Source organism: Pseudomonas sp. KH_024_B2 (assembly GCF_057839965.1).
This window is the reverse complement of sequence record NZ_CM174502.1, coordinates 276,031-289,296: the sequence shown is the minus strand read 5'-3', so window position 1 is coordinate 289,296 and position 13,266 is coordinate 276,031. Positions and strand designations below refer to the sequence as shown.

Annotated in this window: 11 protein-coding genes and 1 tRNA gene; 11 read left to right on the top strand and 1 reads right to left on the bottom strand. The window is 60.5% G+C overall.

The features are described 5' to 3' along the window. Positions 1-8: 8 nt before the first annotated feature. The 10 genes from AC3I0A_RS01415 (at position 9) to AC3I0A_RS01370 (ending at position 11,086) form a co-directional block, all read left to right on the top strand. On the top strand, positions 9-761 hold the full coding sequence (locus tag AC3I0A_RS01415) for an ABC transporter substrate-binding protein (protein ID WP_489375864.1): 753 nt from the start codon (positions 9-11) through the stop codon (positions 759-761). A gap of 79 nt (positions 762-840) precedes the next feature. After that, positions 841-1,536, top strand: a complete 696-nt coding sequence (locus tag AC3I0A_RS01410) for an ABC transporter permease (protein WP_489375863.1) — start codon at positions 841-843, stop codon at positions 1,534-1,536. Beyond that, the gene (locus AC3I0A_RS01405; RefSeq protein ID WP_489375862.1) at positions 1,533-2,222 is read left to right on the top strand and encodes an ABC transporter permease; all 690 of its coding nucleotides are present in this window, start codon (positions 1,533-1,535) and stop codon (positions 2,220-2,222) included. The genes AC3I0A_RS01410 and AC3I0A_RS01405 overlap by 4 nt, the downstream gene beginning before the upstream one ends. Continuing rightward, positions 2,203-3,435, top strand: coding sequence for a methyltransferase (locus tag AC3I0A_RS01400; protein WP_489375861.1), 1,233 nt, complete (start codon positions 2,203-2,205; stop codon positions 3,433-3,435). The genes AC3I0A_RS01405 and AC3I0A_RS01400 overlap by 20 nt, the downstream gene beginning before the upstream one ends. Positions 3,436-3,744: 309 nt before the next feature. Further along, positions 3,745-4,986: a nucleoside deaminase gene (locus tag AC3I0A_RS01395; protein ID WP_489375860.1), complete on the top strand. Its 1,242-nt coding sequence runs from the start codon at positions 3,745-3,747 to the stop codon at positions 4,984-4,986. A gap of 683 nt (positions 4,987-5,669) precedes the next feature. Further along, positions 5,670-6,146, top strand: a complete 477-nt coding sequence (locus tag AC3I0A_RS01390) for a formate dehydrogenase subunit gamma (RefSeq protein ID WP_489375859.1) — start codon at positions 5,670-5,672, stop codon at positions 6,144-6,146. Further along, positions 6,143-7,705, top strand: coding sequence for a formate dehydrogenase beta subunit (locus tag AC3I0A_RS01385; protein ID WP_489375858.1), 1,563 nt, complete (start codon positions 6,143-6,145; stop codon positions 7,703-7,705). Before AC3I0A_RS01390 ends, AC3I0A_RS01385 begins: the two co-directional genes overlap by 4 nt. Then, positions 7,702-10,590, top strand: a complete 2,889-nt coding sequence (fdhF, locus tag AC3I0A_RS01380) for a formate dehydrogenase subunit alpha (protein ID WP_489375856.1) — start codon at positions 7,702-7,704, stop codon at positions 10,588-10,590. Before AC3I0A_RS01385 ends, fdhF begins: the two co-directional genes overlap by 4 nt. Beyond that, positions 10,587-10,808: a formate dehydrogenase subunit delta gene (locus AC3I0A_RS01375; protein ID WP_489375855.1), complete on the top strand. Its 222-nt coding sequence runs from the start codon at positions 10,587-10,589 to the stop codon at positions 10,806-10,808. The genes fdhF and AC3I0A_RS01375 overlap by 4 nt, the downstream gene beginning before the upstream one ends. 202 nt (positions 10,809-11,010) lie before the next feature. Continuing rightward, positions 11,011-11,086 (top strand) — tRNA-Thr (locus tag AC3I0A_RS01370). Positions 11,087-11,763: 677 nt separating this feature from the next. Here the strand turns inward: AC3I0A_RS01370 and AC3I0A_RS01365 are convergent. Then, complete coding sequence (locus AC3I0A_RS01365) at positions 11,764-12,015, bottom strand: hypothetical protein (protein ID WP_489375854.1); 252 nt, start codon at positions 12,013-12,015, stop codon at positions 11,764-11,766. 485 nt (positions 12,016-12,500) lie between these two features. Between AC3I0A_RS01365 and AC3I0A_RS01360 the strand changes: the two genes are divergently transcribed. Beyond that, positions 12,501-13,076: a hypothetical protein gene (locus AC3I0A_RS01360; protein ID WP_489375853.1), complete on the top strand. Its 576-nt coding sequence runs from the start codon at positions 12,501-12,503 to the stop codon at positions 13,074-13,076. Positions 13,077-13,266 lie beyond the last annotated feature (190 nt).

Here is a 13,266-nt window from a genome sequence, read left to right as displayed (position 1 = left end):
AAACCCCAATGCAGAGCTATAAAAAATTCCTCCTGGCCGCTGCCGTTTCCCTGGCATTCAGCGCCACCGCCGCTGCCGAAACCCTGAAGATGGGCATCGAAGCGGCCTACCCACCGTTCAACAATAAAGATGCCAGCGGCCAGGTCGTCGGTTTCGACGTCGAAATCGGCAACGCCCTGTGCGCCAAGATGAAAGCCGAGTGCAGCATTGTCACCTCCGACTGGGACGGCATCATCCCGGCCTTGAATGCCAAGAAGTTCGACTTCCTGATCTCATCGATGTCGATCACCGACGAACGCAAGCAAGCCGTCGACTTCAGCGACCCGTACTACTCGAACAAACTGCAATTCATCGCGCCTAAAGCCAAAACCGACTTCAAGACCGACAAAGACTCGCTGAAAGGCAAAGTCATCGGCGCCCAACGCGCGACTCTGGCCGGTACCTGGCTGGAAGACAACCTGGGTGACACGGTCGAGATCAAACTCTACGACACCCAGGAAAACGCCTACCTGGACCTGACCTCAGGCCGCGTCGACGCGATCCTCGCGGACAAGTACGTCAACTATGAGTGGCTCAAAAGCGATGCCGGCAGAGCCTACGAGTTCAAGGGCGACCCGGTGGAAGAAAGCGACAAGATCGGTATCGCGGTACGCAAGGGCGACCCGATTCGCGAGAAGCTGAACGCTGCGCTGAAAGAAATCGTGGCTGACGGCACCTACAAGAAGATCAACGACAAGTACTTCCCGTTCAGCATCTATTGATACTGACTTGCTGACCGTCACCGCAACCCAGCGGTGACGGTCCTTGGCAAAGCCTGCTGCGATCTAAAAAAAGAATTCCATGAATATCGATCTCTACGGATTCGGCCCGGCGCTCGCCGCTGGCGCGCTGATGACCGTCAAACTGGCTCTCTCGGCATTGTGCCTGGGGCTGGTTCTCGGTCTGCTCGGCGCCTTGGCCAAGACTTCCCCGTACAAGCCGTTGCAATGGCTTGGCGGCACTTACTCGACGCTGGTTCGAGGCATTCCGGAACTGCTTTGGGTACTGCTGATTTACTTCGGCACGGTCAACCTGATGCGCGCGCTGGGTGAGTTTTTCGGCAACCCCGATCTGGAACTCAATGCCTTCGCTGCCGGTGTGATCGCCCTTGGCTTGTGCTTTGGCGCCTACTCCACGGAAGTTTTCCGTGGTGCGATCCTGGCGATCCCCAAAGGCCACCGTGAAGCCGGCGTGGCCCTTGGCCTGTCGAAATTGCGGATTTTCACCCGGTTGATCATGCCGCAGATGTGGCGCATTGCCCTGCCGGGGCTGGGCAACCTGTTCATGATCCTGATGAAGGACACCGCGCTGGTGTCGGTGATCGGTCTGGAAGAGATCATGCGTCACTCGCAAATCGCGGTGAACTTCTCCAAACAGGCGTTCACCTTCTATATGGTCGCAGCCTTCATGTACCTGGGCCTGACGATTCTTGCCATGACCGGTATGCACTTTCTGGAACGACGCGCCGCTCGCGGCTTCGCGAGGAGCACGCAATGAACTGGGAAGTGATCATCAAATGGCTGCCGAAGCTGGCGCAGGGCGCAACCCTGACCCTGGAACTGGTCGCCATCGCCGTCATCCTCGGCTTGCTGCTGGCCATTCCGCTGGGCATCGCTCGCTCGTCGCGGCTCTGGTACGTGCGCGCCCTGCCTTATGCGTACATTTTCTTCTTCCGTGGCACGCCGCTGCTGGTGCAGTTGTTCCTGGTCTACTACGGCCTGGCGCAGTTCGACGCTGTGCGTGAGAGCGCCATGTGGCCTTACCTGCGCAGTCCGTTCTGGTGCGCCACCGCCACCATGACCTTGCACACGGCGGCCTACATTGCCGAGATCCTGCGCGGCGCAATCCAGGCCATTCCACCCGGCGAGATCGAAGCCGCCCGAGCCCTCGGCATGTCGCGGCCCAAAGCGCTGTTCTACATCATCCTGCCGCGTGCGGCACGGATCGGTTTACCGGCCTACAGCAACGAAGTGATCCTGATGCTCAAGGCCAGCGCCCTGGCCAGTACCGTGACCTTGCTGGAACTGACCGGCATGGCCCGGACCATCATTGCGCGGACCTATATGCCAGTAGAAATTTTCTTCGCTGCCGGCATGTTCTACCTGCTGATGGCCTACGTTCTGGTACGCGGCTTCAAGCTGCTGGAACGCCGGTTGCGGGTCGATGCCTGTCAGGGACGCTGATCTGTCGCAGGTTTTGAAGGGCGAGCGACTGCTCGCCCGTTTCAAGGCACTGGATGCGTTTCTGATCGAGCATCAGGCACTGTGGCGACCGCGCCCTTTCACCCATCGGCAACTGCCGTGGGAAGCGCAGCATCCCGAGTTGGCCAACTGGCTACGGCAACGTTCGCTGGACGACGCTGAAGCCAGTCACAACTATCCGCAACACCTCGATGCCCCGGCACCGTTCTCCGAGCTGGCGGCCACATCGGCCGCCCTCAGCGCTGTCGGCGAACTGCCCAGCCAGCCGCTTGAACCTGCTGCCCACCGCTTGAACGTCGATGTCCCCGGGCGCAAATGGCAGCAGATCGAGGCCTTCGCCAGTTGCCTGCAATTTGCCGAAACACCCAAGCACTGGCTCGATTGGTGTTCAGGTAAAGGCCACTTGGGACGTCGTCTGCTGCAAGCCGGGCAACAGCTGACCTGCCTGGAATACGACCCGGCGCTGATCGATGCAGGCGAACAACTCAGCCGACGTCATCAACTGCCTGTTACCCATCTCCAACAAGACGTCCTGGCAGCGAACACGGCAGCTCGCCTGACCAGCGAACACACCCCGGTCGCCCTGCATGCCTGCGGCGATCTGCATGTGCGCCTCATGCAACTCGCCAGCAATGCAGGCTGCAAGCAACTGGCAATCGCCCCCTGCTGCTACAACCGCATCCAGAGCAGCGAGTACCAGGCACTTTGCGTCGCAGCCAAGGCATCTGGCCTACAGTTGTCACTCGATGATCTGGCGCTGCCTCTCAGCGAAACCGTCACCGCTGGCGCTCGCGTACGACGCCTGCGTGATACCTCGATGGCCCGGCGCCTGGCCTTCGATCTGCTGCAACGGCAACTGCGCGGTTGTGACCAGTACTTGCCGACACCGTCACTGCCCAGCGCCTGGCTGGACAAGCCATTCGCCGATTACTGCCGCGATCTCGCCGCACTCAAGGACTTATCCACAGTCGCCGAGCAGGATTGGTCGGCACTGGAAGCTGCCGGCTGGAAACGACTGGCGCAGGTGCGCAATCTGGAATTGGTGCGTGGCCTGTTTCGTCGGCCACTGGAACTCTGGCTAGTGCTCGATCGCGCGCTTTTTCTGGAAGAACAAGGCTACGACGTGCGCCTCGGATTATTCTGCGAAACCCCGCTGACACCGCGCAATTTGCTGCTGCTGGCTGAACGTCGGTAATTCGGATCCATTGCCCCTCTAGCCTGTGGATAACTCTGTTGATGAATTTCGCGCGAAGGCTCTGAAAGCAACGCCTCAGCGCAAAAAACTCTACTGGTCATTTTTTGTTCATAAAATAAACGACCGAAAAAACAGCCAGTTGCGAAGCAATAATATCGGATCCAAAAAATAGCCCATTCCTTGCCTTTTCGCCCAATCAGTTGTGCATAAGCATTCGAGCAAAAGCACATAACCCCTTTCGAAAAGCTGAGCTATCGTCTTCAGACGCCAGAATGCACTGGCGAAAGGACAGCAAGGAGCCGGCACACCATGAGCACAGTGAACAGTGCGCAGGAAGCTGTAGATACCGTCGCCGATCAGGCCATTCTCGCCGCGATTCAGAAAACCTTCGCCGTCGGCGGCGCCATCATCAATAACGCGACCGGCGAAGTCATCGCCGCCATGCACAACAACGTACTGATGCCCTTTCCGGGTAACACCACCACGTACTTCTTGCCTCACGACCCGACCGCCCACGGCGAGCGACAACTGGTCGACTGGTACTACGAAAACGCAGCGGCGCAGAACCTTCCTCCGCCCAACCAACTGACGGTCGTGACCACCCTGGACCCTTGCGCCATGTGCGCGGGCTCGTTGCTCACCGCTGGCTTCAATGTCGCCGTCAGCGCGATCGATACCTATGCCGGGATCAACTACAACAGCGAGTTCGACTTCCCGTCCCTACCCCCAGAGATTCGCCAGCAGGCGCAAGCCACCTGGGGCTATTACGCCGTCGGCGATCCGCTCGATCGTGCCTACCAGGGATCAAAAAGCCCGATATTCGCCGGTCAGTGCATCAATTCACGGGCCTACTACCTCACCGCTTCGATATTCGACGCCAGCGTCAATACGGTGCGTGAAGCGAGCAACAACAGCGGTGTGGATCCCTCTGAACTGAAGAACCCCGCAACACTCCCGGCCGACAGCCCGGTGCGCAAGGCGTTGACCAGTTTGAGCCCTTACGCCTTGACCGTCAGCTGTACCAACCCGCGAGACCCGGGTGCGGAACTGGCGCCGCCGCTGTTAGCGACCGCGCAGCAAGCCAGCGTCTTCAACTCCGTGGCCTTGCTCGACCCATTCGGCAATCTGCTGGTGTGCCTGGGCGGGGTAGAGAACGAATCACCGATCAAAACCGCCTTCATGGAAACCACCCGCGGCTACGCCGTCATGCGCTGGACCTTGATGAATGACCCACACCCGGAGGTTCGCGCACAAGCCGAGCAATACCTGACCCACCCCAAATACGGCACCTTCGTGTTCCTCTACGCCCCCGACCCGAGCACCCCGCAAGCCGTGATGGCCCTCGGTGCTTACGGCTCGACCATGGAAGGCGAGGTTCCGCAGAGTTATCCGTCGAACCTGCAATACGTGCTGCTGCCGGGTAACACCACACCTCAGGCGCTGTCGACCCTGGCCCAGGACCTTCCGCCGTTCTACACCGAAAGCGTGCAAGTGGGTCCGGCTCAAGTCCTGAGCCAGGATCTGATCGATGCGGTCAAGAAAGGCGTTTAAGGTCGCCTGATCCCTGAGCACTGTAGGAGCGAGCTTGCTCGCGATGGACGTTAACGAAAACGCGTGTTTTCTGAATAAACGCGTCGCCCTTGAGTCCATCGTCGGAACGCCGCCCGGAGCAATCAAGCGTCGACCGGCTGCTCCTACAAAGGCGTTTGGATCCATCACCTCGCCAGCCTGTGGATAACTCTGTTGATGATTTTTACAGAAAGCCACTAAATCCATAGCTCGACGAGCAAAAACCCGCCTGGTCATTTTTTGTTCATAAAATAAATGATCGAGAAAACAGCCAGTTGCACAATGATGAGAACCGCTCCACAAAATCAGCCGAAAAATCCTCCGGCGGGCAATCCGTTGTGCATAAACCCTGAAGCGAAAGGGCATAACGACCACTCAGGGACGACGCCTTGGGCTGCGCTCTTCTAGACTCAATAGAGGGTCGTAGACAGAATCGAACACGTCGCTTTGGTGCAGATGAATCAAAGGCAGCGTGGCAAGCTGCCGGTTATGCCCTGAACAGGTGCGGCAAAGACCGCACTGGGCCCAAACAAGATGCCCGCTCAGGGTGCCCTGGCCAACGGCCTGAAAATGCCACGATACCGTGACGTGGTGTGAGTGCCGCAGCCGACACTTTCGGACAACCGACAACCGCCTGGTTTGCCCGTGATCGTGAGGATTGCTGTATGCCTGATGAGATGTTGCACCTGCCTATGGTCAACAGCCTGCTGGAGCGCCACAAGGGCTCCCCGGGCGCACTGTTGCCGATCCTTCATGAGATTCAGGAGGGCATCGGTTACATCCCCGATGTCGCCATCCCCGAGATTGCCCACGCCCTCAACCTGAGTCAGGCCGAGGTTCGCGGGGTGATCAGCTTCTACCATGACTTCCGCACCGCGCCCCCGGCCCGACATATCCTGCGCCTGTGCCGGGCCGAGTCCTGCCAGAGCCGCGGCGCCGAGCAGCTCGCTGCGCAGTTGCGCGAACGCCTGCAACTGGACGACCACGGCAGCAGCGCCGACGGCAACATCAGTCTGCGCCCGGTGTATTGCCTCGGAGCCTGCGCCTGCTCGCCCGCCCTGGAGCTGGATGGCCAGCTGCATGCGCGGCTCAGCGCCGAACGCCTGGATGCCCTGCTCGACGCTTGCCGGGAGGACGCATGATGCCGTGCCTCTATCTACCCGCTGATTCGCTGGCCCGTGCCGTGGGCGCCGATGAGGTGGCCGCTGCCCTTGCCACGGGGGCACAGGAACGCAATCTGCCGCTGGACCTGCAACGCACCAGCTCTCGCGGCCTGTACTGGCTGGAACCGCTGCTGGAAATGGACAGCCCGCAAGGCCGTATCGGCTTCGGCCCGCTGACCGCTGCCGATGTGCCGTCCCTGCTCGATGCGCTGCAAGGCGAGCCGTCCGCCCACCCACTGGCCTTGGGCCCGGTGGAGCAGTTGCCTTATCTAAAGACTCAACAACGCCTGCTGTTCGCCCGCGCCGGCATTACCCGGCCGCTGTCCCTGGAGGATTACCGGGCCCACGGCGGCTTCGAGGGCTTGACCCAGGCCATCGCCCTGGGCGGCGAGCAGACCGCGACCGCGGTGTTCGATTCGGGTCTGCGTGGCCGTGGCGGCGCGGCCTTCCCGGCCGGGATCAAATGGCGCACGGTGCGCGGCACCCAGGCTGCGCAGAAATACATTGTGTGCAACGCCGACGAAGGCGACTCCGGCACCTTCGCCGACCGCATGCTGATGGAAGGCGACCCCTTCCTGCTGATCGAAGGCATGGCCATTGCCGGTCTCAGCGTCGGGGCCAGCTACGGCTACATCTATGTGCGCTCGGAATATCCACAGGCCGTGGCCACACTGCGCGAGGCGCTGGAAATCGCCCGGTCCGCCGGTTACCTCGGCGCCAATGTCGGCGGCAGCGGCCAGGCCTTCGATATGGAAGTGCGAGTCGGTGCCGGCGCTTACATCTGCGGTGAGGAAACCGCACTGCTGGACTCTCTCGAAGGCAAGCGCGGGATCGTCCGCGCCAAGCCCCCCATCCCCGCCTTGCAGGGTCTGTTCGGCCTGCCGACGCTGGTACACAACGTGCTGACCCTGGCCTCGGTGCCGCTGATTCTGGCCAAGGGCGCGCAGTTCTATCGCGATTACGGCATGGGCCGCTCCCTGGGCACCATGCCCTTCCAGCTGGCGGGCAATATTCGTCATGGCGGCCTGGTGGAACGGGCCTTTGGCCTGACCCTGCGGGAACTGGTGGAAGACTACGGCGGTGGTACCGCCAGTGGCCGGCCGCTGAAGGCCGCCCAGGTTGGCGGCCCCCTCGGCGCCTGGGTGCCACCAGAGCAATTCGACACGCCGCTGGATTACGAAGCCTTCGCCGCCATCGGCGCGATGCTCGGTCACGGTGGGGTGGTGGTGGCTGACGACAGCCTGGACATGGCCCGCATGGCGCGCTTCGCGATGCAGTTCTGCGCCGAGGAATCCTGTGGCAAATGCACCCCATGCCGCATCGGCTCGACCCGCGGCGTGGAGGTGATCGACCGCCTGCTGGCCGCGCCTGACCAGAGCGGTCGTGATGAGCAGGTGATCATCCTCAAGGACCTGTGCGACACCCTGCAATACGGTTCGCTGTGCGCGCTGGGCGGCATGGTCTCCTATCCGGTAGCCAGCGCCCTCAAGCACTTCCCCGCCGACTTCGGTCTGCAGCCCTCGGAGGCCGACCAATGATCACTCTCTTTGACCCGAACACCGATATCGATCTTGGAACCCCGGCCCGCGACAGCCAGGTGCAAATCACCCTGAACATCGACGGCCGCAGCATCAGCGTGCCCGAAGGTACCTCGGTGATGCGCGCCGCCGCGCTGCTGGGCACCACCATTCCCAAACTGTGCGCCACCGACAGCCTGGAAGCCTTCGGCTCCTGCCGCATGTGCCTGGTGGAGATCGACGGCATGCGCGGCTACCCGGCGTCCTGCACCACGCCGGTCAGCGAAGGCATGAGCGTGCACACCCAGACGCCGAAGCTCGCGACCCTACGCCGCAACGTCATGGAACTGTACATCTCCGATCACCCGCTGGACTGCCTGACCTGCTCGGCCAACGGCAACTGCGAGCTGCAAACCGTAGCCGGCCAGGTCGGCCTGCGGGAGGTGCGTTACGGCTATGAAGGCGACAACCATCTGGCCGACCTGAAGGACACCTCCAACCCCTACTTCGACTACGACCCGAGCAAGTGCATCGTCTGCAACCGCTGCGTGCGCGCCTGCGAAGAAACCCAAGGCACCTTTGCCCTGACCATTACCGGGCGCGGTTTCGAATCCCGGGTCGCGGCCGCCGGTGGCGAGAACTTCCTCGACTCGGAATGCGTGTCCTGCGGCGCCTGTGTGCAAGCCTGCCCCACCGCGACCCTGATGGAAAAAAGCGTGGTCGAACTGGGTCAGCCCGAACGCAGCGTGATCACCACCTGTGCCTATTGCGGCGTGGGCTGCTCATTCCGCGCCGAGATGAAAGGCGACCAGCTGGTGCGCATGGTTCCAGACAAGAACGGCCAGGCCAACCACGGCCACTCCTGCGTCAAAGGGCGCTTTGCCTGGGGCTACGCCACCCACCCGGATCGCATCACCAAGCCGATGATCCGCAAGCACATCAACGACCCTTGGCAGGAAGTCAGCTGGGATGAAGCGGTGACCTACGCCGCCAGCGAATTCCGCCGGCTGCAGCAACAATACGGCCGCGACTCCATTGGTGGCATCACCTCCAGCCGCTGCACCAACGAAGAAACCTATCTGGTGCAAAAACTGGTGCGCGCCGCCTTCGGCAACAACAACGTCGACACCTGTGCGCGGGTCTGCCACTCGCCGACCGGCTATGGCCTGAAACAAACCCTGGGCGAGTCCGCCGGCACCCAGAGTTTCGACTCGGTGATGCAGGCCGACGTGATCCTGGTGATGGGCGCCAACCCCAGCGACGCCCACCCGGTGTTCGCCTCCCAGCTCAAACGCCGCTTGCGTGAAGGCGCGCGGCTGATCGTCATCGACCCACGACGCATTGATCTGGTGGACTCGGCGCATGCCCGCGCCGAACTGCATCTGGCCCTGCGCCCAGGCACCAACGTCGCCATGCTCAACGCCCTGGCCCACGTCATCGTCACCGAAGGCCTGCTCGACCAGGCCTTTATCGACGCCCGTTGCGAGAGCAGCGATTTTGCCCACTGGAGCGAATTCGTCAGCCGCGCGGAAAACTCGCCGGAAGTCCTTGGCGCCATCTGCGGCGTAGCCGCTGCCGACATCCGTGCCGCCGCCCGTCTGTATGCCACCGGCGGCAATGCGGCGATCTACTACGGCCTGGGCGTCACCGAGCATAGCCAAGGCAGCACCTCGGTCATGGGCATCGCCAACCTGGCCATGGCCACCGGCAACATCGGCCGCGAAGGCGTGGGCGTGAACCCGCTGCGCGGGCAGAACAACGTCCAGGGCTCCTGCGACATGGGCTCCTTCCCCCACGAGCTGCCCGGCTACCGGCACGTCTCCAACGAGGTGGTACGAGCGCAGTTCGAACAGGCCTGGAACGTCACCCTGCAACCCGACCCGGGCCTGCGCATCCCCAACATGTTCGAGGCAGCCCTGGGCGGCAGCTTCAAGGGCCTGTATTGCCAGGGTGAAGACATCGCCCAGAGCGACCCCAATACCCAGCACGTCACCGCGGCGCTGTCGGCCATGGAATGCGTGGTGGTGCAGGACATTTTCCTCAACGAAACCGCCAAGTTCGCCCACGTGTTCCTGCCGGGCTGCTCGTTCCTGGAAAAAGACGGCACCTTCACCAACGCCGAGCGGCGCATCTCCCGGGTGCGCAAAGTCATGGAGCCGCTGGGCGGCAAGGCCGACTGGGAAGGCACCGTGGCCCTGGCCAACGCCCTGGGTTACCCCATGAACTACCGGCACCCGTCAGAAATCATGGATGAAATCGCCAGCCTGACGCCGACCTTCACCAAGGTCAGCTATGACTCACTGGAGCGCCACGGCAGCCTGCAATGGCCGTGCAACGAGGCGGCGCCGGACGGCACGCCGACCATGCACATCGAGGAATTCGTGCGCGGCAAGGGGCGCTTCATGCTCACTGGCTACGTGCCCACCGAGGAAAAGGTCAACAATCGCTATCCCCTGCTGCTGACCACCGGGCGCATCCTCAGCCAGTACAACGTCGGCGCCCAGACCCGGCGTACCGACAACGTCGCCTGGCACGCCGAAGACCGCCTGGAAATCCACCCGACCGACGCCGAAAGCCGTGGCATCAACGAAGGTGACTGGGTCGGCATCGGCAGCCGCGCCGGACAGACCGTACTGCGTGCGCGGGTCTCCGAACGGGTAGCCCCGGGAGTGGTGTACACCACCTTCCACTTCCCTGAATCGGGGGCCAACGTCATCACCACCGACAACTCCGACTGGGCCACCAACTGTCCGGAGTACAAGGTCACCGCCGTGGAAGTCAGCCGCGTCTACCACCCTTCCGAGTGGCAAAAACGCTACCAGGAATTCAGCGACGAACAACAACGCCTGCTCGACGAACGCCGCCAGGCACGCACCGCCGGAACAAAAGCCGAGGTACGCCGATGAGCACCGCCAGCCTGATCAAAATGGCCAACCAGATCGCCCAGTACTTCGCCGGCGAACCAGACCAGCAACAGGCCGTGCTCGGCGTGCGTAATCACCTGCAGATGTACTGGACGCCCGGCATGCGCAAGGAGTTGCTGGCCTGGCAGACGGCGCATCAGGGGGCAGACTTGCACCCACTGGTGCAGGCGGCGGTAAATGGGGCTGGCTGGGAGGCTTAGGTTTACACAATCCCTCGGGATTGCCCCCTGGCCTGTGAAGACAGGCCAAGGGGCGTTCCAGAGGCTTTTAAAGTCGACCATTCGAGGGCGCGGAGAACCCACACACCCCCAAGCGCAAAGCCTCAGCACGCCCCACGCAAAAAATAGTCAGATTTCAGGGGTTTACAGAACCAAACCAATCGCTATAATCGTCGCCCAACACGCCGGTATAGCTCAGTTGGTAGAGCAACTGACTTGTAATCAGTAGGTCCCGGGTTCGACTCCTGGTGCCGGCACCATACAAAACGAAGGCTCGCAGAAATGCGGGCCTTTGTTGTTTCTGGCCTCCAGAAATCCAGCTGCCACAAACAGTCCCTGTAGATACCGTTTTAACCCTCACCTGCACCAAAATCTGGCTACACACCTACCCGTTACAATTTCACTTCAGCGTGACGTTGACGACCTGCTCCAGCGACCTAAAATGCACTCCAATACACCCGCCAAGCCTAGGTTGACCCAGTCAGCAAGCTCAAATCGTGCGGGTTTTTTATGTCTGGAGAAAACTGCATGAGGCCCTTCAACAAGCCGGCCCTCAGCGTAGAACAGCTATTGGAATGGCTAAAGCACGAGGCATGCACGTCGATCTGTCCACTGATGGTCAAGCTGGCTGAAGTTGAGATTGCCGGTACTCGACATCGATTCGCTACTCACTTATTGCCTAGGAAAACCCTGGCAGTTCAGCCGCTAAATGAAGGTCAGAAAACGGCCAAATCCGGTCATTCGAGACCCGCGAGAGTAGCTTGGCGAACTACGCAGGCAGTCCATCCGAGCAAGGGCATGGTCCAGCCCGGTCGGTGTCACCTGTGACACGCAAACCTACGGTTTCAGAGCGACTGCGCCAACAGCGAACCCGTCGCGAACTGAAAAGGCCGTCTCGCGAGACGGCTTAGTTTTCTCAGGATCGGAACAACCCGACCTATTCGCTGCGATGGCTTTCCATGTCGGCAATGACCTGTGCAGATACGTCGAACACGAGGCGGTGGTTGTCGAACAGATCGTCCTGATCCGATACGAGGTCGACGGCGATATGCCCGCAGTTGAACATCAGCAATAGTTGACCCCCGTCCGGCAGCGGGACGATACGAATAGCTTCGGCTTCACCTGTGGTGGAGATGATGGCTTTGGCGATAAGCAGACGGGTGTGTGAATCAATCAAAAGAGTAGGCATGGCAGCTACTCCGCTTTAGCGAGTATTTCTCAAGCGCCCCCACAAGTAGGATTAAATCGGCGCACCTTTGAGTGTAGCCCATGCGCACAGGCTGCCTAGAGGGATCAAGATCGGCGACCGGCAGAGAACGGCCAGAATCGGGCATTAGTCGCGCGATGTAAAACGTATACGGGGTCAGCGACCAGAAAGCGTTGAACGGAGGCAACCGGCCCGACGCGAAACGCAGGATGTACCGATGGAGCGAGGCGCCCAGGTTTTGGCCGCTGGCGTCGAGATAAAACGGTAAAGGGTCTCTTCCCTGTAATTGCCTTAGACGCCAGTGCCCGTGTCGAAGAACCAGAGATTTACCATAAACGCCGTTATTCGCATTGACGTAGGGGCTCGGGCGGATTTTCCCCTGCACGGCTAGCTCAGGCTATGGCTTGTTGATATCATTTTGATCTCGCTTTGATAGCAATCTCCTTTCCAACACCAGGACGTGCGACGTGGCCAAGTTTTTCTATGCCGATTGTGTAATTACCGATATTGAAATCACGACCAGTACCGAGCATCAAATGATTGTGACGGCCCGGATTGATGGGCGAGAGCTCAAAAAGCTGAGCATGAGCGAGGAGATGGTTCGGTATTTCAATGGGGTTGGCCAAGGCACACAGAATCGAATCTGGTTCTATAGAATCGGCTTGCTCGGCGTCACCATCATCGCCGCGGTTGAAAATGCGGCCGGTGAACGTCTGGAAAGATTTGCCGTTTCGATGGGGATGAAGCTCTATGACCTGTTCATTCGGCCGGCTGCTGCGGGGTTCCTGCTCTGGGTTTTGGTGTGGGTGGTTTTATTCATTCCGGTCGCCGGCCTCGGTGTCAGTTCCAGGGACTCTTACGACATTATTAACCCGATTGGGATCTATGGCGGCATTGCCTTGGGCCTCTGGGTTTCCTATAAGTCGCTGGATAGTTATAAAAAATTGGCGAATCTGGATGCCTGGGAAGCCGGTGATATGAGCCGCTACACCAAAGCGGTGAAGCCGAAGTTCGGATCAGGCCTCGCGGCAATGAAAAAATAGGGTATTTCCGAGACATACCAGACCACTCGGTCGCTTGTTAAAAATCCCGCCCTCTTCGGCGGGATTTTTTGTGCTTTGGTTTTAACAAAAAACTCCGTTATTCGCAGTCTCATTCGCTTACCTTGGCTCGACTTACCGGCTGCTTTGGGTCGTATAGCGACCATCACTCATTGTGACTGATTCACCCTTG